Genomic DNA, 22259 nt, shown 5'->3' with positions numbered 1-22259 from the left:
CTTCAGGGGCTCCGCCCCTGCGCCCCGTTGGGGCTGCGCCCCTGCGCCCCGCCGGGGGCTGTGCCCCTGGACCCCCTTGGGGCTGCGCCCCTACCCCCCCTCGGGGCTTTCCGCCCCGACCCCCGGCCGAGGCTGCGCCCCCAACCTCCGCCTGGGGTGCGGCCCTGGGCCCCGGCTCGGGTGCGGCCTTAGCCCCCGCTCGGGGTTGCGGCTTTAGCCCCCGCTTGGGGCGGAGCGTCCGAACCCCGGCCGGGGCTTCGGTCCAGAGCCGGTTGGGGGTGCGGCTCTGCCTGGTCTGGTGTGTCGCTCGTTTCCGGCTGGGGTGTGGACCGAGCCGAGCCCTGCCTGGGGTGTGGCAGGGCCGGTTCTGGGCCACGTACCTGACTCTGCCCGGGGCTGTGCCGCTGAATCCCGCCGCGGCGGCGAGTAGTTCGATGGCGTGGATCAGCGGGGTTGGAGTTGCCGCGGGCGGGGCTGTCAGCGGTCGGCGGCCTGGGCGCGTAGGGCGCGGTTCAGGTCGTCGTGGGACTCGAGTACCAGGCGGCGTAGTGCCGGTGCGGCGTCGGGGTGGGTGTCCAGCCAGGTGGCGGCGGCGTTCGCGGTTTCCTGGTGGGCCTGCAGGATCGGGAACAGGCCGCGCACGATGGCCATGCCGATCTCTATCGAGCGCTGCGCCCACACCCGTTCCAGCACGGCGAAGTACTTCTCCGCGTACGGCGCCAGCAGCTCTCGCTGGTTGGGCTGGCCGAAGCCGGAAATCACCGCCTCCACCATGGCGTTGGACAACTCGTCGGACTCCACCACCTGCTGCCAGGCCGCCGCCTTCACCTCGGCTGACGGCCGGGCGGCGAGACAGCGCACCTGGTGGCGCTTGCCGGAAGCGGTGTTGTCACGGGCCAGTTCCGCGGCGATGTCCGTCTCGCCGGCGGCGCCGTACGCGGCCAGCGGCAGCAGGAGCGTCCAGCGCAGCTCCTGGTCCACCTCCAGGCCGTCGATCTTCTCGGTGCCGGCCAGCAGACCGCGCAGCAACCGCAGATCCGCCTCGGACGAGGCCGTCGAGGCGAAGAACCTGGCCCAGGCCAACTGATGGCCGCTGCCCGGCTCGGCCGCGCGCAACTCCCGTAGCGCGCCCGCGGCGAGTGCCCGGCCGCCCTCCGCGCGCCACTCGGGCGCGACGTAGTGGTCGAGTGCGGACTGCGCCCAGGTGTGCAGCATCTGCAGTACTCCGATGTCGGTCTCCCGACCGGCGAAGTCCAGTACCAGGCCGATGTAGTCCCGCGCGGGCAGCAGCCCGTCCCGGGTGAGGTTCCACATCGCCGACCAGGACAGCGCCCGGGCCATCGGGTCGGTGAGGTCGCCGAGGTGGCCGCGCAGGGTGTCCAGCGACCCCTGGTCGAAACGGGTCTTGCAGTACGTGAGGTCATCGTCGTTGACCAGCACCAGATCCGGGCGCTCGGCTCCGGCCAGCTCGCCGATGGCCGTCCGCTCACCGGCCACGTCCGTCTCCACCCGCGCGTACCGCTCCAGCGCGCCGTCCGCGCCGCACCGGTACAGCCCGACCGCGACCCGGTGGGGGCGCAGCGGTGCGCCCTCCTGGAGCACCGCCAGTTGCTCGACCCGGCCGTCCGCGCCGTAGGTGATCTGCGGGGTCAGCGAGTTGACGCCCGCGGTCTGCAACCACACCCGCGACCACTGCGCCATGTCCCGGCCCGACGTCTCCGCCAGCACGGACAGCAGGTCGGTGAGGCGGGTGTTGCCGTACGCGTGCCGTTTGAAGTAGCGGCGGGTGCCCTCCAGGAACGCGTCCTGGCCCGCATAGGCGACGAGCTGCTTCAGAACGCTCGCACCCTTCGAGTAGGTGATCCCGTCGAAGTTGAGCTTGGCGTCCTCCAGATCGCGGATGTCGGCGGTGATCGGGTGGGTGGACGGCAACTGGTCCGCCCGGTACGCCCACGCCTTGCGCCGGTTGGCGAAGGAGATCCATCCGTTGGTGAAGCGGGTCGCCTCGACCAGGGAGAAGGAGCCCATGAAGTCGGCGAACGACTCCTTGAGCCACAGGTCGTCCCACCACTCCATGGTGACCAGATCGCCGAACCACATGTGCGCCATCTCGTGCAGGACGACGGTGGCCCGGCTCTCGTAGGACGCCTGGGTCACCTTGCCGCGGAAGACGAACTCCTCGCGGAAGGTCACCAGACCGGGGTTCTCCATCGCGCCGATGTTGTACTCCGGCACGAACGCCTGGTCGTACTTCCCGAACGGGTACGGGTAGTCGAAGTGGTCGTGGAAGAAGTCCAGGCCCTGCCTGGTGACCTGGAAGATGTCGGCGGCGTCGAAGTGCTGGGCGAGCGACCGGCGGCACAGCGCGCTCAGCGGGATCTCCAGCCGGCCGCCGTCGTCGAACGTGCGCGAGTAGTGGTCGCGCTCCACGTGGTACGGACCGGCGACCACGGCGGTGATGTAGGTGGAGATCGGCTCGGTGGTCGCGAAGTGCCGGGTCTCGCCGTCCCGCCCCGTCTGCTCGCCGTTGCCGAGCACGGTCCAGTGCTCGGGGGCGGTGACGGAGAAGGTGAACGGCGCCTTGAGGTCGGGCTGCTCGAAGTTGGCGAACACCCGCCGTGCGTCGGCCGGTTCGTACTGGGTGTAGAGGTAGACCTCGCCGTCCTCGGGGTCGGCGAACCGGTGCAGGCCCTCGCCGGTCCGGCTGTAGGCGCAGGCCGCGTCCACCACCAGTTCGTTGGTCTCGGCGAGGCCTTCCAGCGCGATCCGGCTGCCGTCGAAGACCACCGCGGGGTCCAGCTCGCGCCCGTTCAGCAGCACGGAGCTGACCGAGGGGGCGACCAGGTCCACGAAGGTGGCCGCCCCCGGCCGCGTACAGCGGAACCGGACGGTGGTCACCGAGCGGAAGGTGTCCTCGTGCGGCAGCACCGCGGAACGCAGGTCGAGCGACACCTCGTACCCGTCCACTGAGATCAGCCCGGCCCGCTCGCGGGCCTCGTCTCGGGTCAGGTTCTCGCCGGGCACGGTGACTCCTTTGTCTCGTGTCTCGTCTGCCTCGTCCGCCGGGTCCGTCGCCGGTGCGGCCGAAGTCGCATCATCGCATGTGACAGGGCAGGTGACACGAGGCCCATCGGTCGGGAATGCCCGCCTGATCACCTGTGTTGCAGCCCCCGACGTGTGTCGTTTCATATCGAACGACCTTGGGAGAGGCTGTGACGACGACGGATACCGAGAAGATCCCCGCGGACTTCTGGTTCGACCCGCTGTGCCCGTGGGCGTGGATGACCTCGCGCTGGATGCTGGAGGTCGAGAAGGTACGCCCGGTGAGCGTGCGGTGGCATGTGATGAGCCTTGCCGTGCTCAACGAGAACAGGCTGGATGAGCTGCCCGACCAGTACCGTGAGCTGCTGGCGACCGCCTGGGGCCCGGTGCGGGTCTGCATCGCCGCCGAGCAGAAGCACGGCAGCGAGGTGCTGGGTCCGCTCTACACCGCGCTCGGCACCCGGTTCCACAACCAGGGCCTGCCCAGGACCCGCGAGACCATCGTCGCCGCGCTGGAGGAGGCCGGCCTGCCCGCGGAGCTCGCGGACGTGGCCGACAGTGACGCGTACGACACCGAGCTGCGGGCCTCGCATCAGGCGGGCATCGGCCTGGTCGGCGAGGACGTCGGCACGCCGGTGATCGCGGTGCCGGGGGCGGACGGCGACCAGGTGGCGTTCTTCGGCCCGGTGGTCACTCCGGCTCCCAAGGGCGAGGCGGCGGCCAAGCTGTGGGACGGCACGCTGCTGGTCGCCTCGACGCCCGGCTTCTATGAGATCAAGCGGACCCGGACGGTCGGCCCCGTCTTCGACTGATCCGCCCGATACGATCCGACCTTGGGACAAGGGGAAGGCCCCCGCGCGACACCACCGCGCGGGGGCCTTCCGTTCCTGGGCGGCGGGGTCACGGAACCAGCAGACCGCCGACCTTGCTCTTCGCCGCGAGGTAACGGGCGTTGACATCCGGCCAGTTGACCACGCGCCACATGGCCTCGACGAAGTCCACCTTCTGGTTGCGGTACTGCAGGTAGAAGGCGTGCTCCCAGGCGTCGAAGACCAGCAGCGGAACGCTGCCCTGGCCGACGTTGCCCTGGTGGTCGTAGACCTGCTCGACGATGAGGCGGCCGCTGAGCGGCTCGAAGGCGAGTACGCCCCACCCGGAGCCCTGCGTGGTCGCGGCGGCCTTCGACAGCTGTGCCTTGAAGCGGGCGAATCCGCCGAAGTGCTCGGCGATGGCGTCGGCCAGCTCGCCGGTGCCGTCCTTGTCCAGCGGCGCACCGCCACCGTCGCCGGTCATGTTCCGCCAGTAGATGCTGTGCAGGATGTGGCCGGAAAGGTGGAACGCGAGGTTCTTCTCCAGGCCGTTGATCGAACCCCAGGCGTCCTTCTCCCGCGCCTCGGCGAGCTGGTCCAGGGTGTCGTTGGCGCCCTTGACGTACGCCGCGTGGTGCTTGTCGTGGTGCAGCTCGATGATCTCTCCGCTGATGACCGGCTCCAACGCGGCGTAGTCATAAGGGAGTTCAGGAAGGGTGTACGTGGACATGCGTAGGTCCTCCGGGCTGCTTATTGCAAGTCATTCGCAAATGCAGGCTACCAGCAGCAATCCCGAACGCACTGGAGGGCCGGACCCAATGGGTCCGGCCCTCCAGTCGCCCTGTCCGAGTCGGTGTCAGCCGCGCCGCGCCGCCCGTTGGCGCGCGTAGCCGAGGGCCGCCAGTGCGACGGTCGCACCGCCGGTGAAGTACAACTGCACCCGCGTGTCGGGCTGTAGAGCCATCAGCACCAGCACCGTCACGATGCCCAGCAGCGCCACCCAGGTCAGATACGGGAACGCCCACATCCGTACGACCAACTTGTCCGGCGTCTCGCGCTCCAGCCGGCGCCGCATCCGCAGCTGCGCCACCGCGATGAACGCCCACACCACCAGTACCGCCGCGCCCACCATGTTCAACAGCCAGGCGAACACCGTGGTCGGCCACCAGTAGCTGAGCAGCACCGCGAAGAAGCCGAACGCGGAGGAGGAGAGCACGGCGATCCGCGGCACCCCACCGCTCAGCCTGCCCAGCCGCCGGGGGCCCTGGCCGCGTGCGACCAGCGAGTACGCCATACGCGACGAGCCGTAGATGTTGGCGTTCATCGCCGAGAGCAGGGCGACCAGGATGACCACGTTCATCAACTGGCCCGCGCCCGGCACCCCGATGTGGTCGAGTACGGCCACATACGGGCCGTGCTTGGTCAGCGAGCCGTCGTTCCACGGGATCAGGGTGACGATGACCAGCATCGAGCCGACGTAGAACAGCGCGATCCGCCACATCGCGGTCCGCACCGCCTGGCCGACGCCCTTGACCGGGTTCTCGGACTCGGCCGCGGCGATGGTCACCGTCTCCAGGCCGCCGTACGCGAAGACCGAGGCGAGCAGGCCGACCACCAGGCCGTTGGAGCCCTTGGGCAGGAAGCCGCCCGCACCGGTGAGATTCGCGGTGCCCACCGCATGCGTCCCGGGCAGCAGGCCGAAGATCGCCAGTACGCCCAGCACCAGGAAGAGCGAGATGGCGGCGACCTTCAGCGCGGCGAACCAGAACTCGAACTCACCGAAGTTGCTGACGGCCGCCAGGTTCGTACCGCAGAAGACCGCCATGAAGATCGCGACCCACATCCACGACGGCGTCCCGGGAAACCAGTTGGTCATGATCCCGGCCGCACCGATCGCCTCGGCCGCGACGCCCACACACAGCAGGGTCCAGAACGTCCACCCCGCGGCGAATCCCGCCCACGGGCCGATGGAGCGCTCGGCGTGCACCGAGAAGGACCCGGAGGCCGGATTGGCGGCGGACATCTCGCCCAGCATCCGCATCACCAGCATGACCAGCACACCGGAGGCCGCGTAGGCCAGCACGATGGACGGCCCGGCGGCGGCGATGCCCGCGCCCGAGCCGACGAACAACCCGGCGCCGATGACACCGCCGAGGGCGATCATCGACAGATGGCGCTGCTTGAGGCCCTGGCCGAGGCGCTGTTCCGAGGCGGCTGTGCCGGATGGTGTCGTATCGGATATCGGGGTCGGTGTCCGACTCATGGGCATGACGTCCAGGGGGTGAGAGCGGTACGGATCGCCATAGTGTGCGGGCGAGTACCGGTCACAACAACGCGGCGTTCGCCATCCGGACACTTTGTTAACGCAACGTGACTGATGTCTCGTCAATCGCGTGCTGTACCCCTTATGTGATCTTTTGGTGGCGATGCGCCTTCAGCTGCGCCGGGCGGTTCGCTCCCGCCGTCGTCGAGCTCGCGCGCGGCGGCGGGAGGTGCGTCGTGCATGGTGCTGCTAACCCTCGGGATCGACGGGGTCAATTGGGGGGACTCCACAGTGTCGCCGTATCGCCTCCCGGGTCGCAAAGCGGTTCATCTTCGGTGGCCATGCCAGTGACGAGCATCACGGCGAGTGGGCGGCACGCCCTGGTTCGGCATCGCTCTTTGTACGGAAGTGACTACGGCCGGGAATGAGCCTTTGTCATTCGCTCACCGTGTTCCGAGTCGGTGCGCTGGGTTACCGTCACGGTGTCCCGTCCAGCCCCTTCACTTCGCGGAGTCCCGATGAGCCTCGCAGCCGCCCCCGTCCGTCCGCAGCAGGTCCTGGCCGACCTGCTGCCCGCCTCCTCCGCCACCCGCACCCGGCTGCGCGACGCGGCCCTGGTCGTCGGCGGCGCCGCGCTCACCGGCCTGGCCGCACAGCTCGCCGTACCGGTCCCGGGCTCGCCGGTGCCGGTCACCGGGCAGACCTTCGCCGCGCTGCTGGTCGGCACCTCGCTGGGCGCCCGGCGCGGTGTGCTGTCGCTGCTGCTGTACGCCGTCGCGGGTGTCGCGGGGGTGCCGTGGTTCGCGAACGGCGCGCACGGCGCCGGGCTGGTCACCTTCGGCTACATCCTCGGCATGGTGCTCGCCTCGGCGGCGGTCGGCGCGCTGGCCCGGCGCGGCGCGGACCGCAGCGTGTGGCGGACGGCGGGGGCGATGCTGGTCGGCGAGGCCGTGATCTACGCCATCGGCGTGCCGTACCTGGCGATCGCCGCGCACCTCTCCTTCGGCCAGGCGCTCTCCCTGGGCTTCACCCCGTACCTGATCGGCGATGCTCTCAAGGCCGCGCTGGCCATGGGTCTGCTGCCCGCGGCGTGGAAGCTGGTCGCCCGCAACGGCTGAACCCCCGCACGGCGATGGCCCGCACCCCGTCCAGGGGGTGCGGGCCATCGCCGTCAGTGGGTCAGTGCCGTTCGAGCGCCTCGCGTCGGCGACCGCGGATGAACGCGACCACCAGCACCAGGGCCGCCGCCAGCAGCGACATCAGCACCTGATCGCGCCCGTCCTTGTCGGTGAGCATGTAGCCGAGCACGAAGACGATCATGCCGATGGTCACCCAGGTCAGATACGGGTAGGCCCACATCCGCACCGACAGCCGCTCGGGCGACTCCCGTTCGATGATCCGGCGCATCCGCAGCTGCGAGAAGCAGATCACCAGCCAGACGAACAGCGCCACCGCGCCGGAGGAGTTGAGCAGGAACTGGAAGATGGTCTTCGGGTACTGGTAGTCGAAGTAGACGGCCACGAAGCCGAAGACCACCGAGGCCAGGATCGCCATCATGGGCACACCGCGCGAGGTGGTGCGGCTGAAGGAGCGCGGGGCGTCGCCGCGCTGGCTGAGCGAGAACGCCATCCGGGACGCGGTGTACAGGCCGGAGTTGAGGCAGGACAGCACGGCGGTCAGCACGATCGCGTTCATCAGCTCACCGGCGTGCGGGATGCCCACATGGTTCAGCACCGCCACGTACGGGCTCTTGGCGACCTCGGGGGAGTTCCACGGCAGCAGCGTGACGACGATCAGGATCGAGCCCAGGTAGAAGACGCCGATCCGCCAGATGACGCTGTTGGTGGCCTTGACGACCGCCTTGCGCGGGTCCTCGGACTCACCGGCGGCGAGGGTGACGATCTCGCTGCCCATGAAGGAGAAGACCACCATCAGCACACCGGTGAGGATGGCGCCCGGGCCCTTCGGCAGGAAGCCGCCCTGACCGGTGAGGTTCGCCAGGCCGACCGCCTGGTCGTGGGTGCCCGGCAGCACGCCGAAGACCGCGAGGCCGCCGATGACGATGAACGCGGCGATCGCGACCACCTTGATGCCGGCGAACCAGAACTCGAACTCACCGTAGGAGCCGACCGAGAACAGGTTGGTGGCGGTGAGCACGACCATCACGATCAGCGCCCAGCCCCAGGTCGGCACCGCGGGCATCCAGCTGTTGAGGATGCCGGCGCCGGCCATCGCCTCGACGGCGAGCACCACGACCCAGAAGAACCAGTAGAGCCAGCCGATGCTGAAGCCCGCCCAGCGGCCCAGCGCCCGGTCCGCGTACGCGGAGAAGGAGCCGGAGACCGGGTTGGCCGCCGCCATCTCACCGAGCATGCGCATCACCATGACGACGAGCGCGCCGACCAGTGCGTACGACAGCAGAATGGCGGGTCCGGCGGCGGCGATGCCCTGGCCGGAGCCGACGAACAAGCCCGCGCCGATGACGCCACCGATGGCGATCATCGACAGATGTCGGTTCTTCAGCCCTGCCTGGAGTCCGTGTCCGGCTTCGTGGCCGTACGCGGTGGCGTCGGCGGAGGCCGGGCCGGCGTAGCCGGACCTGGCGTCTTCCGTCGTGATGGGCGGTTGCGCACTCATTGACGTGTCCCTCGTCTCTCGGATCGCGAGTTCCCGCATGCAACCGCAGACATCGACCGAAACGGAACAGCTGTGTCCGAATCGTTGCATCACCGGGTTCAGTGGGTGGGTCTAAAATCAGCTACCTGAAACGCAGGTACGACGGGTGAACGGACCCGGAAAACAGAGGCGCGCGGCCCCGGAAACAAAGGCGCGAGTACACGCATGGCAGACTCTCGGCATGCGCGTGTACCTCGGCTCCGATCATGCCGGTTACGAACTCAAGAACCATCTCGTCGAGTGGCTCACGGCCCACGGCCATGAGCCGGTGGACTGCGGTCCGCACATCTTCGACGCCCAGGACGACTACCCGCCGTTCTGCCTGCGCGCCGCTGAGCGCACGGCCCAGGACACCGGCAGCCTCGGCATCGTGATCGGCGGCTCGGGCAACGGTGAGGCGATCGCCGCCAACAAGGTCAAGGACGTGCGGGCCGCGCTGGCCTGGAGCGAGGAGACCGCCGCGCTCGGCCGCGAACACAACAACGCCAACGTGATCAGCGTCGGTGCGCGGATGCACACCACCGAAGAGGCCACCCGCTTCGTCGAGGTCTTCCTCGCCACCCCGTTCTCCGAGGGCGAGCGGCACATCCGCCGGATCGACATGCTCAGCGAGTACGAACTCACCGGCAAGCTTCCGGAGATCCCGGCGCACCACCCGCGGCAGGACTGAGCGCCCGATGCCCGAAGGGCACACCATTCACCGACTGGCCGCCGACCACACCGCGAGGTTCGGCGGCCAGGCCGTGTGGGCCAGCAGCCCGCAGGGCAAGTTCGCGGACGGTGCGTCGCTCGTCGACGGCCAGGTGCTGGAGCGCGCCGAGGCGCACGGCAAGCACCTGTTCCTGCGGTTCGGTCCGGAGAGCTGGGTGCACATCCACCTCGGGCTGTTCGGCAAGTACACCTTCGGCACCGGCCCCGCGCCCGCGGCGACCGACACGGTGCGGCTGCGACTGGCCAACCCCGAGGGCTACGCCGACCTGCGCGGCCCCACCGCCTGCGAACTGATCACCGATGGCGAGAAACAGTCGATACACGACCGCCTGGGCCCCGATCCGCTGCGCCCCGGCACCGATCACGAACCGGCGTGGCGGCGGGTGTCGCGCAGTCGTACCTCGGTGGCCGCGCTGCTGATGGACCAGAAGGTGGTCTCGGGCGTCGGCAACGTCTACCGGGCCGAGGTCCTGTTCCGGCACGGCATCGATCCGTACCGTGCGGGACGTGATCTGACACGCGCCGAATGGGACGCGATCTGGGCCGACTTGGTCGCGCTGATGCACGAGGGCGTACGGAACAACCGGATAGACACGGTTCGTCCCGAACACACCCCGGAGGCGATGGGCCGTCCGCCGCGCGTGGACGACCACGGCGGTGAGGTCTATGTCTACCGGCGCCACCAGCAGCCCTGCCTCATCTGTGGTGCCGAGATCCGCACCGCGGATCTCGGCAACCGCAACCTCTTCTGGTGCCCGGGCTGCCAGACCCGCTAGACGCGGGGCCGGCGGGCCCTCGTGGCGGGTTGCGACGGGTTCGGCACCGGCGGTCCACGCCCTCGTGGTTGCTCGCCGTCGCGGCGGGATCTTCTTGGGGGCAAGCCCCCAAACCCCCGGGGGCGGTGCCGAACCGACCGCAACCCCGGCCAAGGTCCGACAGAAAGCGCTAGAAGCCGTGCGGCAGCCACGGGGCGAGGTCATTGCCGAAGGCCGTTCCGGCCTCGGCCACCGCCCCGGGGCGCAGCTCCCGCACCCTTCCCGCGCCCGCCAGCGACGCCAGGCCGAAGCCGCCCAGGTACGCCGAGCCCAACTCCCGTACCGAAAGCGCCAGATCGGCCGGATCGGTCGTCCGCTCGCAGCAGGCGCCCTTCGCGTCACCGCTCAGCCGCCAACGCCCCTCGTTCCACGGGCAGAACGCGTCCTCGACGTCCAGGACCACGTCCACCGGTGTGGCGTACGTACGGGCGGCGAGTGCCGCGCCGACGTCCACCAGCCGTACGAACATCCCGTCGCGGGGGCTCAGCTTGCACCGCCGGATGTCGGAGACCAGGTGCAGCACCGGGTCGTCGACCGGCCGGTTGTACGTCTTGAGCGTCGACGTCAGATCGACATCGAACAGGTAGCGCCACAACACGGCGTAGGCGGCTGGATCCAGCGCCTCGACGCCCTGCAGCAGGACCGAACCCTTGGGCCCCGAGCCATCCCAGTCGGGTTTCACGGCATAGCGGGCGTATCCGGCCACTTCCCCGTCCCGCTCGGCCAGCACGCACTGCAACTCGCCCGCGCCATGGCGCTCGGACGGCGGATCGAGCAGCGGCAACCGCTCCCATCCGGGCCGCCGCTCCAGCATCCCGGGCCGGCCCGCCACCCGGCGCGCGTACACCGCCTCGCACGCCGCACTGCCCGCGCGCGGAGACACCAGACGCAGCCGCACACCGGCCGCCCCCTCCGGGGCCGCCAGCCGCACCCGATCGGTGTCGATCTCCATCCGCAGCTGCCCGGTCCCCAGCCCGTACCCGAACCGCCCGTAGATCGGCGGCTCCGAGGCCGTCAACACCGCCAGCGGCTCGCCCAGCCGCCGTATGTCGTCCAACTGCCGCCGCATCATCGAGGTCAGCACACCGCGCCGCCGATGCGTCGTCCGTACGCTGACCATCGTCACTCCGGCCGCTGCCACCAGAGCACCACCGGGCACCGACAACCGGAACGAGAAGGCACCGGCCGTGCCCACGACCTCCCCGCCGTCCCAGGCTCCGATGGAACGTTCGTATTCGGTCAAATCGCGCCACAACGCGCGCTCCTCGGGGTCTTCGGCGACCCCGCCGAACGCCCGCTCCAGCTGGCCGTACCAGCCATCCCACTGCTCCGGCTCCAGCACCCGTAGTTCAACCGTCATACCCCCTGCCTAGCAGCGGCGTCGCGGTGCGGGCGAACGATTTACCGGCGGCCGGGCCGCGGCGTCCGAGCCCGGCCGGAATCGATCGGCCGACGCACCGTGCGCGATCGATATACGGCGAGTCGCGAATCGACGCGCCGCCGAATGGGTGGATAGGGTCGCCGGGAACGGAGGACGAGTAACGGCGCGTACGGCGCCACGGAAGCCGGGTGGCCGTGGGCGACGGTATCGAGACCAGGAGCGCGGAGCACACTCCCGCGCGTCCGCGGGGCGAGGCGTCTCCCGTGCCGCGGGCCAGGCGCGGGCGGGAGGGAGACGGGATCGAGACCAGGGACGCGGAACGCTCTGCTCCGAGGGCGCGGGCGACGGGGGCACCCGCGCCGCGCCGCGGCGGCGGACGAGTCGGCGAAGGAGTCGTGGCCCGGGCGCGCAGGGCGCTGCACCGGGTCCGTACGGTGCTGCGTAAATCCGCCGTTGACTACTTCCGCGGCGACGGCTCGGACTGGCTGCCGCTCGTCGGCCTGCTGCTCACCGTTCCCGGCCTCGCCTGGGCCACCACCGCCGTACCCGACTGGTGCCCGCCGACCGCGTTGGTCTTCCCGGTCCTGCTGGGCGGACTGCTGCTGCGCCCGGCGAGCCTGCTGCTGCTCTACGCGGCCGCCGCCACCGCGCTGGTGGTCGAGGACGCGGTGCTCGGCCCGTACCACACCGGCATGTCGAGAACCGTGACGCCCGGCACCGTCCTGGTGGTGAGCGCGGTCGCCTTCGCCGGGCTGATGATCGCGCAGTTCCGCAGCCGGGTCGGAGTGCCCTGGCGGCGCGGCGGAACGATGCTGTTCGACCTGCGCGAACGCATCCGCGTACAGAGCCAGTTGCCGGATCTGCCGGACGGCTGGCACGCCGAGATGGCGCTGCGCCCGGCAGGCGGCCAGTCCTTCTCCGGGGACTTCGTGGTCGCCACCCGGACCGGCGGCGGCCGGGTGCTGGAGGCCGTGCTGACCGATGTGTCCGGCAAGGGGATGGACGCCGGATCGCGGGCGCTGCTGCTGTCCGGGGCGTTCGGCGGGCTGCTCGGTTCGCTGCCGCCGCACCAGTTCCTCACCGCCGCCAACGGCTATCTGCTGCGCCAGGACTGGGATGAGGGATTCGCCACCTCGGTCCATCTCGTCCTCGACCTGGAGACCGGCGACTACGAGCTGCTGTCCGCGGGGCATCTGCCCGGTATGCAACTGTGCGCGGGGACCGGGCGGTGGGAGGAGAAGGCCGCCGACGGGCTGATGCTCGGGGTCTTCGAGGGCGCCGAATTCGACGGCGTGAAGGGCACGTTGAACTCCGGTGACGTGCTGATGCTGTTCACCGACGGGCTGGTGGAGGCGTCGGGACGCGATCTCGGCGAGGGTATCGACCGGTTGATCGGCGAGGCCGAACGCCTTGTCGCGCACGGTTTCCACGGCGCCGCCTGGCGGCTCATAGAGGCGGTCGCCAAGGACGTCAACGACGACCGGGCGCTGCTCATCATCTGCCGTGACTGATCGTGCCGTTGACGGCAGGTCAGGGACACGCGCCCTCGTGGCGGGTCCACGGGACGGCAGGTTGATGGCACGATGGACGGCGTGGGGGAGAAGCGACGGGGACGCACCCCCGGACCGGCGTGGCGTAGGCCGTAGTGAGCGAGGATGTGATCCGTAGTGGCCATCTCCCTTTCCGTAGTAGTGGTGTTGGCGATCGTCCTGTTCGTCCTGTTGCGAGGAGGGTCACTCAAGGGGGGGCCGGCCATCGTGGCCATACTGTTCGGCTTCTTCCTCGCCTCGTCCGGGATGGCGCCGTCCATCCACCGGTTTCTGGACTCCCTGGCCAACACCATCAACCAGATAAAGCTCTGAGCGTGACGAGCGACGCACGAACGCGAAACCACACTGCGGCGTAAACGCGGTCCGGCCCGGTCGGAGGGAACGTTCCCTCCGACCGGGCCGGACTCGTACAGAGCGGGCGACGGGAATCGAACCCGCGTAGCCAGTTTGGAAGACTGGGGCTCTACCATTGAGCTACGCCCGCAACGGCCAGTCATTCTGGCACACCGCATAGTAGCTGGTCGACTCGGCCCCTGTCGCCCGCCGATTAATTGGCAGCCGAGACGTGTGGAGCCATGTACGCTACGTGTCGCACTTAAACGGGGTGTGGCGCAGCTTGGTAGCGCGTCCGCTTTGGGAGCGGAAGGCCGTGGGTTCAAATCCCGCCACCCCGACCATTTGTTCGAATAGTCCCGGGCGTGGGACAGTCGTGCCGCTCGTACCGGTACTATGCGAGTTGGCCCTGTATGCGGGGCGACGTAGGGGCGAGGACCCCGAGAAGTACGTCTCGTCGGCCACGTAAAGCCCCTGACTGTCAGCCCAAGGAGACCCAACCGTGAAGAGCGCCGTGGAGACTCTGAACCCGACCCGGGTTCGACTCACCGTCGAGGTGCCCTTCGAGGAGCTCAAGCCCAGCCTCGACGCGGCGTACAAGAAGATCAACCAGCAGGTCACGGTGCCGGGATTCCGCAAGGGCAAGATCCCCGCGCGGATCATCGACCAGCGGTTCGGCCGTGGCGCGGTTCTCGAAGAGGCCATCAACGACGCGCTGCCGAAGTTCTACACGGAGGCGGTCAACGAGGGTGAGCTGAACGTCCTCGGCCAGCCCGAGATCGACATCACCGAGTTCAACGACAACGAGCAGCTGAAGTTCACCGCCGAGGTGGACGTGCGCCCGACGATCGAGATCCCGGACTTCTCCGGCATCGAGGTCACCGTTGACGCCGTCGAGGTCTCCGACGAGGACGTCGACAAGTCGATCGAGCAGCTGCGGGACCGCTTCGCCTCGACCACCCCGGTCGAGCGCGCCGCCGCCGAGGGTGACGTCGTCACCATCGACCTGGAGGCCAAGGTCGACGGCGAGGTGCTGGAGGACGGCGTCGCCAAGGGTGTCACCTACACCATCGGCTCCGGCCAGCTCCTCGACGGCATCGACGAGGCAGTCACCGGTCTGGAGGCCGGCGGCTCCGCCACCTTCACCTCCGAGCTCAAGGGCGGCTCCGCGGCCGGCAAGGCCGCCGAGGTCAAGGTGGACGTCTCCGCCGTACAGGCCCGTGAGCTGCCCGAGCTGGACGACGAGTTCGCCCAGCTCGCGAGCGAGTTCGACACCCTTGAGGAGCTGCGCGCGGACAGCCGCAAGCGCCTTGAGCGGATGAAGCAGTACGACCAGGCCACCCAGGCCCAGGAGAAGGTGCTGGACGCCCTGCTGGACCTGATCGAGGTGCCGATCCCGGAGAAGCTCCTCAAGGACGAGGTCGAGACCCGCAAGCACAACCTGGAGCACCACCAGTTCCCGATGATGGGGCTGACCTGGGAGAGCTTCCTGGAGCGCGAGGGCAAGACCGCCGAGGAGCACGACGCCGAGCTGGAGAAGCAGGCGACCAAGGGCATCAAGACCCAGTTCGTCCTGGACGAGCTGGTCTCCAAGGAGCAGCTGTCGGTCAACCAGGAGGAGCTCACCGAGCACCTCATGCGTCGCGCCGCCACCTCGGGCATGAGCCCTGACCAGTTCGCCCAGGCGGTCGTCGAGGGCGGCCAGGTGCCGATGCTGGTCGGCGAGGTCGCCCGCGGCAAGGCGCTGGCCCTGGTGGTCGAGGCCGCCTCGGTCAAGGACAGCAACGGCGAGGTCGTCGACCTGGCGGACGAGGACGAGGACGGCGAGACCGTCGAGGCCGCGGCCGAGGAGGGCGCTGAGGCGTCCGACGAGAAGGCCGAGGGCTGATCCTCGCCGTAGGAGCCGCAGGAGTATGAGAACGCACCCGGACGCCACCAAGCGTCCGGGTGCGTTCGTTTTCTGCCCCGTACGCGATCACTTTCGGGGTGGCCTGCGCTCACAGCGAACAGTTTCGCGTGGGGGATTGCTGGGCCCGACCTGCGCGTTAGGGTCCGTAGTAACGAGGGCAGGGGAGTCCCTTGCGAGTGCTGGACAGCCAGCGCGGCAACGCACTCCCCGCGCCCTACGAGAAGACGCGAAGACGGCGCGTCGCCGTCCGACAACGAGCAGGTGGATACGTGACGACTCCGCAGATTCAGACACCTGGACTTCTGATGCCCACCGCCAGCACGCCGGCCGGCGGCGCGGGCCTGGGTGACGCGGTCTACAGCCGACTGCTCGACGAACGCATCATCTTCCTCGGTCAGGCTGTCGACGACGACATCGCCAACCGGATCTGCGCGCAGATGCTGCTGCTGGCCGCGGACCCGACCAAGGACATCTACCTCTACATCAACTCGCCGGGCGGTTCCGTGACCGCCGGTTTCGCGATCTACGACACCATGCAGTACATCAAGAACGACGTGGTGACGATCGCGATGGGCCTGGCCGCCTCGATGGGCCAGTTCCTGCTCACCGCGGGCACCCCCGGCAAGCGCTTCGCCCTGCCGAACGCCGACATCCTGATGCACCAGGGCTCGGCAGGCCTGGGCGGCTCCGCCTCCGACATCAAGATCCAGGCCGAGCAGCTGCTGCGCACCAAGAAGCGCATGGAGCAGCTCACCGCGGCGCACACCGGCCAGACCGTTGAGACGATCAACCGTGACGCCGACCGCGACCGCTGGTTCACCGCGGAGGAGGCCCAGGAGTACGGGCTGATCGACGAGGTCATGAGCACCGCCGCGGACGTCCCCGGTGGCGGCGGTACCGGCGCGTGAGGCCGCCCCGCTCGACGAGCGGCCACCCGGTTACGCTTCCCCTCCCCGCTCACCCCTCAGGACGGTGAACCCCATCATGAACACCCCGAACCCGCTCGCCCTGCAGGAGGGCCTGGACGCCCGCCGCTCGCTCGGCGCCGAGTCCCGATACATCGTGCCGCGCTTCGTGGAGCGCACCTCGCAGGGCGTGCGTGAGTACGATCCGTACGCCAAGCTGTTCGAAGAGCGGGTGATCTTCCTCGGTGTGCAGATCGACGACGCCTCCGCCAACGACGTGATGGCGCAGCTGCTGTGCCTGGAGTCGATGGACCCGGACCGCGACATCTCGATCTACATCAACTCGCCCGGCGGCTCGTTCACCGCCATGACGGCCATCTACGACACCATGCAGTTCGTCAAGCCGGACATCCAGACGGTGTGCCTGGGCCAGGCGGCCTCCGCCGCGGCCGTGCTGCTCGCCGCCGGTACGCCCGGTAAGCGCATGGCGCTGCCCAACGCCCGGGTGCTGATCCACCAGCCGTACACCGAGACCGGCCGGGCGCAGATCTCGGACCTGGAGATCCAGGCCAACGAGATCACGCGGATGCGCACCCAGATGGAGGAGATGCTGGCCAAGCACTCCAGCCGGTCCGAGGAGCAGATCCGCGAGGACATCGAGCGTGACAAGATCCTTACCGCCGAGGACGCGCTGTCCTTCGGTTTCGTGGACCAGATCACATCGTCCCGCAAGGCCGCGGTCTCGGCCTGAGACGGGCCCGACGGCACCGCAACCTCTTGGGTCGGCAGGATGAGTCGGCCCAAGGGGGGCCCACACGAGGGGCCCGGCAAGGTACCGTCGGAGATTAGGCACCAGGCTCCGTTGAACAAGGCGGATCCCAGGCGAAGGGGAAGCACCTCGTGGCACGCATCGGTGATGGCGGCGATCTGCTCAAGTGCTCGTTTTGCGGTAAGAGTCAGAAGCAGGTGAAGAAGCTCATCGCAGGGCCTGGTGTGTACATCTGCGACGAGTGCATCGACCTGTGCAACGAGATCATCGAGGAGGAGCTCGCCGAGTCCTCCGAGGTGCGGTGGGAGGACCTGCCCAAGCCGCGCGAGATCTACGAGTTCCTGGAAGGCTATGTGGTCGGCCAGGAGCCCGCGAAGAAGGCGCTGTCGGTCGCCGTCTACAACCACTACAAGCGGGTGCAGGCGGGCGAGAACGGCGGCGGCAGAGGCCACGACGACGGCATCGAGCTGGCCAAGTCGAACATCCTGCTCCTGGGCCCCACCGGCTCCGGCAAGACCCTGCTGGCCCAGACCCTGGCCCGGATGCTCAACGTGCCGTTCGCCATCGCCGACGCGACGGCGCTCACCGAGGCCGGATACGTCGGCGAGGACGTCGAGAACATCCTGCTGAAGCTGATCCAGGCGGCCGACTACGACGTCAAGAAGGCCGAGACCGGGATCATCTACATCGACGAGATCGACAAGGTGGCCCGCAAGAGCGAGAACCCCTCCATCACTCGTGATGTGTCGGGTGAGGGCGTCCAGCAGGCACTGCTGAAGATCCTGGAGGGGACCACCGCCTCGGTGCCGCCGCAGGGCGGCCGCAAGCACCCGCACCAGGAGTTCATCCAGATCGACACGACGAACGTGCTGTTCATCGTCGGCGGTGCCTTCGCCGGTCTGGAGAAGATCATCGAGGCCCGGGCGGGCGCCAAGGGCATCGGCTTCGGCGCGACCATCCGCTCCAAGCGCGAACTCGACCAGGCCGACCAGTTCGCCGAGATCATGCCCGAGGACCTGGTGAAGTTCGGGATGATCCCGGAGTTCATCGGCCGTCTGCCGGTGATCACCAGCGTGCACAACCTCGACCGCGAGGCACTGCTGAAGATCCTGGTGGAGCCGCGCAACGCCCTGGTGAAGCAGTACCAACGGCTCTTCGAACTCGACGGTGTTGAGCTGGAGTTCGACCGTCCGGCCCTTGAGGCCATCGCCGACCAGGCCATCCTGCGCGGCACCGGCGCCCGCGGTCTGCGCGCGATCATGGAAGAGGTCCTGATGTCCGTGATGTACGAGGTCCCGTCCCGCAAGGACGTGGCCCGCGTCGTCATCACGGAAGAGGTCGTCCACTCGAACGTGAACCCCACGCTGGTCCCGCGCAGCACGCGCGGCGGCGAGGCGGGGGAGCGGCACGAGAAGAGCGCGTGAGCGCTTCTTACACGTGAGGGGGCGCCCGCCACTGGCGGGCGCCCCCTCTATTCATGATCAGCTGTCACGCGTTACCCGTGCGTGGTCGCTGAACGCGCGCCGGAACAGGTCGTGCCCAGTACGGCCGGTGTGCCGCAGGCACCAGTCCAGTGTGGCGTCCGGATCGCCCTGGGGGCCGGACTCCGCGTCGCAGCCATGTGCGACGCAGAACGCTTCGCAGACGATGCCGCCTTCGGGGACGTGCTGGATGGTGTGCGGGACGAAGCGGTAGACGGCTTCGGCGGTCACGCTCCCACCGCCACCGCTACGCCGTGCACGTTCCGTAGGTGCCGCCGGGCCAGAACCCGGTAGTCGGCAGCGCGAGAATGGTTCGACGCGCTCCTGGCTTCTGCCTCTGCCCGCCCGAGACGTTGGCATTCTTCGCAGTCGGCCTGGACGGTGACAGAGTCTTCTCCCGCCAGATGACCAACCACGCTGGTCCCGTTGGAGTGCACGCCGATGGCTTCGCGCTCGTCACGGCTTGCCAGGCGCAGCACCCTGGGGTCCGCCTCCCACTCCAGTCCGGTGCCGGGCTGGCGGAGTATCACTCGCGACGCGGATTCACCCACTACCTGGCCAACTCTGGCGGTCTCCGTATCCATCACATATGCGCCGATCCGGTACGTCATCGTCTGGCCGTGCCCTTCCACGCCGTGTCGATTTCGTCTGCGGTCGATTCAACGACCCTTCGGCGCGGTCAACTTGCACAGACCTTGCACAACCGAAGAGCGTCTTGAGGCGTGGCCTGTAACTATGGGACGTAAGGGAACGGCGATCGGGAAGACGTGACCCATGACTGGTACGACTAGGATCCCTGGGCCAGGCACCAACGTTGCGATCCTGCGCAAGGCGCGGGAGATGAGCCAGGCGAAGCTGGCGCGTCGGGCGGGTGTCTCCGTCTCCTTGCTGAGCAAGATCGAGGTGGGGGACCGCGCACTGAGTCAGGGCGTCGCCGCCGCGTTGGCGACCGCCATGGGTGTGACGCTCGACGAGCTGCTTGGGAAGGCTCCCGTCGAACGCCAGAACGCGAGCAGCCTCAAAGAGCTGGATGCCGCGATGCGACGCTTCGACCTTCCCGGCGACGCGCCCCACACGCCGGAGACGATCCGCGACGACCTGGCCGAAGTGATCAGGCTTCGCGGTGAAGCGGATATCTCTGGCGTCACGCACAAGCTACCTGGGCTGTTGGCCAAGGCTCAAAACCATGCACATGCGACCGGTCAGCGGGGAGACTGGGCGGTGGTGGCGGATGTCTACAGCGCGGTCTACTGGCTGGCGGCCCGGCACCGTTGGATGCACATGGCAGAGCTGGCAGTGATGAAACAGGCCCGCGCGGCCGAGCGTGGCACCCCGCTTGCCGCCGCCATCAGCGCTCGCGACGAAGCGGGCACCTTCCTCAACGGCGGTGATTTCGCCGGGGGTTTGGCGGTCGTCGACAGGGCGATCGTTCAAGCCGAGTCGTCCCTGGAAGGCCGTGACAGGGCTTTCGGCTTGGGCCTGCTCCATCTACGTGGACTTACTCTCGCGGGTCGCCTCAAGGACAAGGCCGCTGCGACGCAGCACTCCAAGGCGGCTTGGCGCGTGGCGGATGAGTTTGCCGAGGATGTGCACGATCACGGCATCACGTTCGGTCTGAACAACACGGCAACTCACGTCATCGCCACCAACGTTGACATGGAACAGCATCGGAAAGCGCTGGACACCGCCGAAGACCTGATGCGTGACGCCAGCGACCTGCCAGCCACGCGCCTCGGGCCGCTGCACATGAACATCGCCAGAGCGAAGCTGGCACTTCATGACCGAGATGGGGCCCTGAGCTCCCTCAAGGAGGCCTGGGACGCGGCGCCGCAGATGGCGAAGGTACATCCCACCAGCCAGGAACTGATGCGGGTACTCACCTCCCTGCACAAACGCAGCAATCCCACGCTCTTGGCGTTGGCCAAACGCGCAGGGGTGAAGCTCTGAACGCGACCGAAGGGTCCAACGTCTGGCAGACACGTGCGTTTGGCGCTGGTTGATGGGACAGCGTTCCTTGCGCGGCAAACGTGGCTGCGGTGCTTACTGCATAGCCGCAGTCTTGTGGCGTCTTCGCATCAACGTAGGGCCAGGGTCCGCGCCTGACGATATTCGCGCGAAGGGGATGATACGGCGGTTGTCGTGCAGGTTGTATGTGTGGTTTCGCGTACTTGATCTGGATTGGCTGAGTGGTCGTGCGGGCGCTGGCATGACTGTAAACGATCAAGGGGGCTGGCCTCGAAGATCCGTTCTGGCATGGTCCTGCCGACCAGCCTCTTCGTTCAAGGGGGAACCGCTATGCGTAGGACCTGGAAGAGGGCGGCAACGGCCGCTGGGGTGACTCTTGCCGCGGCGGCCATTCCGCTGACTGTGGCCACGTCCGCACAGGCCGATCAGATGCAGTGCCTGAACTATCTGAAGGCTCACGGCTATGTGGTCGGCTCAGGCGTCGAGCGCGGGTGCAGTGCTGGTTCCCATTCTGGGGGCGTCGCGGGGATCGGGGGCTATGCGGGTTGCTACAGCGATCTTCAGATCTTGCACGTCAAGAGCAACGACGCGGCGGAGGCGTGCGCCCTTGCGAGGGGAGACGGCTGAAGCCGTGACCGCGTAGGCGTGTCGCATGGCTGAGGGTGCCCCAAGGCGCTGGGGCACCCTCCATGTCTACGGCACTTACTTCTTGACGCGTATCTCGCTGCGGAGCTTCGCGGTGGTCTGCGCCCAGTCGGAGATGGACGGCGCCGTCGGAATGTTCCCCGTGGCGGCCGTGGTGGGGTTGGGCGTCCACATCAGGATGCCGACGGTGCTGCTGTCACCCCACGCGCAGAAAGGCGACTTGTAGACGCCGAAGTCCCTCGCGCCGCACTTCATGACCTTGCCGTCGAATCCGGACGGAGTCTCGCTGGTGGTCGTGGCGCCACCGCCCACCCCCGACGTCGCCGCGTCGATCGCGGCCGAGGGGTCGGTGATGTTGCCGTAGGCGCCACCGAAGATGAGCTCGTCGGAGTCGCTCTTCCAGGCGCCGTTGACGGTCGTGCCGTTCGTGATGCCCTTGTCGTTGCCGGAGGTCGACGCGGGCATCTTCGATGCCATCGACGGGTCCTTGCTGTACTTACCGCCCAGCACCGTGTCCGGCGTCGTCAGCTTGTAGTCGCCGCCGCCGCTGGCGCCGCCGCCCAGTACCGCGAAGGCGATGCCGCCGCCCGCCACCACGACCAGTGCGGCGACGATGGCGATGATCTTGCCCGCGTTGCTCTTCTGCACCGGCGGGGGCGGCGGGACCTGGCCACCCCAACCGGGCTGCTGGCCCTGGGGGTTCATGCCCTGGGGCGGTACGCCGTACGGGGCGTTGGCCGGGGGCTGGCCATACGGGTTGGTGGAAGCCTGCGGCGGCTGGCCCGGCTGACCGTACGGGTTCGGCTGCGGGGGGACGCCACCTTGCGGGGGGACGCCACCCTGCTGGGGGTAGCCGTAGCCGGGCTGCGGGCCGGGCTGCTGGCCGTATGGGTTCGGTGGCGGCTGGTTGAAGCTCATGGGTGTTGCGTCCTCCCGTTGAATGTCTTACGAGCGCCACATCCTTCCTCATCCCATGAGCACGTCAAAAGCCGGGTCCCCGTCCTG

The 22259-nt window shown here is 68.6% G+C and carries 18 protein-coding genes and 2 tRNA genes; 12 read left to right on the top strand and 8 right to left on the bottom strand.

Going from position 1 to position 22259, the window contains the following annotated elements; genetic code table 11:
* Positions 1-477: 477 nt before the first annotated feature.
* Entirely contained in the window at positions 478-3024 is a 2547-nt protein-coding gene (gene pepN / locus P2L57_RS21260) for an aminopeptidase N (RefSeq protein WP_275816860.1), read from the bottom strand.
* 188 nt (positions 3025-3212) lie between these two features.
* Here pepN and P2L57_RS21255 point away from each other — a divergent pair, with 188 nt between their 5' ends.
* Positions 3213-3854, top strand: coding sequence for a mycothiol-dependent nitroreductase Rv2466c family protein (locus tag P2L57_RS21255; RefSeq protein ID WP_275816858.1), 642 nt, complete (start codon positions 3213-3215; stop codon positions 3852-3854).
* Positions 3855-3942: 88 nt separating this feature from the next.
* Here the strand turns inward: P2L57_RS21255 and P2L57_RS21250 are convergent, their stop codons facing one another.
* Both P2L57_RS21250 and P2L57_RS21245 read right to left on the bottom strand, forming a co-directional pair.
* Complete coding sequence (locus tag P2L57_RS21250) at positions 3943-4581, bottom strand: superoxide dismutase (protein ID WP_275816856.1); 639 nt, start codon at positions 4579-4581, stop codon at positions 3943-3945.
* A 126-nt stretch (positions 4582-4707) separates the two neighbouring features.
* A complete protein-coding gene (locus P2L57_RS21245; protein ID WP_372515822.1) occupies positions 4708-6114 on the bottom strand; it encodes an amino acid permease in 1407 nt (468 codons plus the stop codon).
* A gap of 518 nt (positions 6115-6632) precedes the next feature.
* On the opposite strand from P2L57_RS21245, the gene P2L57_RS21240 reads away from it, so the two are divergent.
* Positions 6633-7232: a biotin transporter BioY gene (locus P2L57_RS21240; protein ID WP_275816854.1), complete on the top strand. Its 600-nt coding sequence runs from the start codon at positions 6633-6635 to the stop codon at positions 7230-7232.
* Between the two features lie 61 nt (positions 7233-7293).
* Here P2L57_RS21240 and P2L57_RS21235 read toward each other — a convergent pair whose 3' ends face one another.
* Complete coding sequence (locus tag P2L57_RS21235) at positions 7294-8751, bottom strand: amino acid permease (protein ID WP_275816852.1); 1458 nt, start codon at positions 8749-8751, stop codon at positions 7294-7296.
* A gap of 220 nt (positions 8752-8971) precedes the next feature.
* Between P2L57_RS21235 and P2L57_RS21230 the strand changes: the two genes are divergently transcribed.
* The gene (locus tag P2L57_RS21230) at positions 8972-9460 is read left to right on the top strand and encodes a ribose-5-phosphate isomerase (protein ID WP_275816850.1); all 489 of its coding nucleotides are present in this window, start codon (positions 8972-8974) and stop codon (positions 9458-9460) included.
* A 7-nt stretch (positions 9461-9467) separates the two neighbouring features.
* On the top strand, positions 9468-10277 hold the full coding sequence (locus P2L57_RS21225; protein WP_275816848.1) for an Fpg/Nei family DNA glycosylase: 810 nt from the start codon (positions 9468-9470) through the stop codon (positions 10275-10277).
* A gap of 169 nt (positions 10278-10446) precedes the next feature.
* Here P2L57_RS21225 and P2L57_RS21220 read toward each other — a convergent pair whose 3' ends face one another.
* Positions 10447-11676, bottom strand: coding sequence for a GNAT family N-acetyltransferase (locus P2L57_RS21220; protein WP_275816846.1), 1230 nt, complete (start codon positions 11674-11676; stop codon positions 10447-10449).
* A gap of 416 nt (positions 11677-12092) precedes the next feature.
* Between P2L57_RS21220 and P2L57_RS21215 the strand changes: the two genes are divergently transcribed.
* Both P2L57_RS21215 and P2L57_RS21210 read left to right on the top strand, forming a co-directional pair.
* Positions 12093-13208 (top strand): PP2C family protein-serine/threonine phosphatase, encoded by a 1116-nt coding sequence (locus tag P2L57_RS21215; RefSeq protein WP_275816844.1) that lies wholly within the window; start codon positions 12093-12095, stop codon positions 13206-13208.
* 156 nt (positions 13209-13364) lie between these two features.
* Positions 13365-13559: a hypothetical protein gene (locus tag P2L57_RS21210; RefSeq protein ID WP_275816842.1), complete on the top strand. Its 195-nt coding sequence runs from the start codon at positions 13365-13367 to the stop codon at positions 13557-13559.
* 101 nt (positions 13560-13660) lie between these two features.
* Here the strand turns inward: P2L57_RS21210 and P2L57_RS21205 are convergent.
* A tRNA-Gly gene (locus P2L57_RS21205) sits at positions 13661-13731 on the bottom strand.
* 116 nt (positions 13732-13847) lie between these two features.
* On the opposite strand from P2L57_RS21205, the gene P2L57_RS21200 reads away from it, so the two are divergent.
* The 5 genes from P2L57_RS21200 to clpX all read left to right on the top strand — a co-directional run bounded on the left by P2L57_RS21200 (position 13848) and on the right by clpX (position 18587).
* A tRNA-Pro gene (locus tag P2L57_RS21200) sits at positions 13848-13924 on the top strand.
* A gap of 158 nt (positions 13925-14082) precedes the next feature.
* Positions 14083-15468, top strand: coding sequence for a trigger factor (gene tig, locus P2L57_RS21195; RefSeq protein WP_275816841.1), 1386 nt, complete (start codon positions 14083-14085; stop codon positions 15466-15468).
* Between the two features lie 326 nt (positions 15469-15794).
* Positions 15795-16397 (top strand): ATP-dependent Clp protease proteolytic subunit, encoded by a 603-nt coding sequence (locus P2L57_RS21190; RefSeq protein WP_275816839.1) that lies wholly within the window; start codon positions 15795-15797, stop codon positions 16395-16397.
* Between the two features lie 76 nt (positions 16398-16473).
* Entirely contained in the window at positions 16474-17145 is a 672-nt protein-coding gene (locus P2L57_RS21185) for an ATP-dependent Clp protease proteolytic subunit (RefSeq protein ID WP_275816837.1), read from the top strand.
* Between the two features lie 149 nt (positions 17146-17294).
* Complete coding sequence (gene clpX / locus P2L57_RS21180) at positions 17295-18587, top strand: ATP-dependent Clp protease ATP-binding subunit ClpX (RefSeq protein WP_275816835.1); 1293 nt, start codon at positions 17295-17297, stop codon at positions 18585-18587.
* A 57-nt stretch (positions 18588-18644) separates the two neighbouring features.
* On the opposite strand, the gene P2L57_RS21175 is transcribed toward clpX, so the two are convergent.
* On the bottom strand, positions 18645-18875 hold the full coding sequence (locus P2L57_RS21175) for a DUF7848 domain-containing protein (protein ID WP_275816833.1): 231 nt from the start codon (positions 18873-18875) through the stop codon (positions 18645-18647).
* A gap of 543 nt (positions 18876-19418) precedes the next feature.
* Between P2L57_RS21175 and P2L57_RS21170 the strand changes: the two genes are divergently transcribed.
* Positions 19419-20591, top strand: coding sequence for a helix-turn-helix domain-containing protein (locus P2L57_RS21170; RefSeq protein ID WP_275816831.1), 1173 nt, complete (start codon positions 19419-19421; stop codon positions 20589-20591).
* Between the two features lie 720 nt (positions 20592-21311).
* Here P2L57_RS21170 and P2L57_RS21165 read toward each other — a convergent pair.
* A complete protein-coding gene (locus tag P2L57_RS21165) occupies positions 21312-22172 on the bottom strand; it encodes a hypothetical protein (RefSeq protein ID WP_275816829.1) in 861 nt (286 codons plus the stop codon).
* Between the last annotated feature and the right edge of the window lie 87 nt (positions 22173-22259).

This window comes from Streptantibioticus ferralitis (assembly GCF_029223525.1).
In the GTDB taxonomy this organism is placed as follows: Bacteria; Actinomycetota; Actinomycetes; order Streptomycetales; family Streptomycetaceae; genus Streptantibioticus_A; species Streptantibioticus_A ferralitis.
Note: the sequence above shows the minus strand (reverse complement) of the source record. Positions and strands in the feature narration are given on the sequence as shown.

What these genes read in the sequence shown, in the direction of transcription:
- P2L57_RS21230 (WP_275816850.1), top strand. Translation starts at nt 8,972, where the DNA reads ATGCGCGTGTACCTCGGCTCCGATCATGCCGGTTACGAACTCAAGAAC.
- P2L57_RS21235 (WP_275816852.1), bottom strand. Translation starts at nt 8,751, where the DNA reads ATGAGTGCGCAACCGCCCATCACGACGGAAGACGCCAGGTCCGGCTAC.
- P2L57_RS21170 (WP_275816831.1), top strand. Translation starts at nt 19,419, where the DNA reads ATGACTGGTACGACTAGGATCCCTGGGCCAGGCACCAACGTTGCGATC.
- P2L57_RS21245 (WP_372515822.1), bottom strand. Translation starts at nt 6,114, where the DNA reads ATGAGTCGGACACCGACCCCGATATCCGATACGACACCATCCGGCACA.
- P2L57_RS21240 (WP_275816854.1), top strand. Translation starts at nt 6,633, where the DNA reads ATGAGCCTCGCAGCCGCCCCCGTCCGTCCGCAGCAGGTCCTGGCCGAC.
- P2L57_RS21225 (WP_275816848.1), top strand. Translation starts at nt 9,468, where the DNA reads ATGCCCGAAGGGCACACCATTCACCGACTGGCCGCCGACCACACCGCG.
- P2L57_RS21185 (WP_275816837.1), top strand. Translation starts at nt 16,474, where the DNA reads ATGAACACCCCGAACCCGCTCGCCCTGCAGGAGGGCCTGGACGCCCGC.
- P2L57_RS21220 (WP_275816846.1), bottom strand. Translation starts at nt 11,676, where the DNA reads ATGACGGTTGAACTACGGGTGCTGGAGCCGGAGCAGTGGGATGGCTGG.
- P2L57_RS21190 (WP_275816839.1), top strand. Translation starts at nt 15,795, where the DNA reads ATGCCCACCGCCAGCACGCCGGCCGGCGGCGCGGGCCTGGGTGACGCG.
- P2L57_RS21250 (WP_275816856.1), bottom strand. Translation starts at nt 4,581, where the DNA reads ATGTCCACGTACACCCTTCCTGAACTCCCTTATGACTACGCCGCGTTG.
- P2L57_RS21165 (WP_275816829.1), bottom strand. Translation starts at nt 22,172, where the DNA reads ATGAGCTTCAACCAGCCGCCACCGAACCCATACGGCCAGCAGCCCGGC.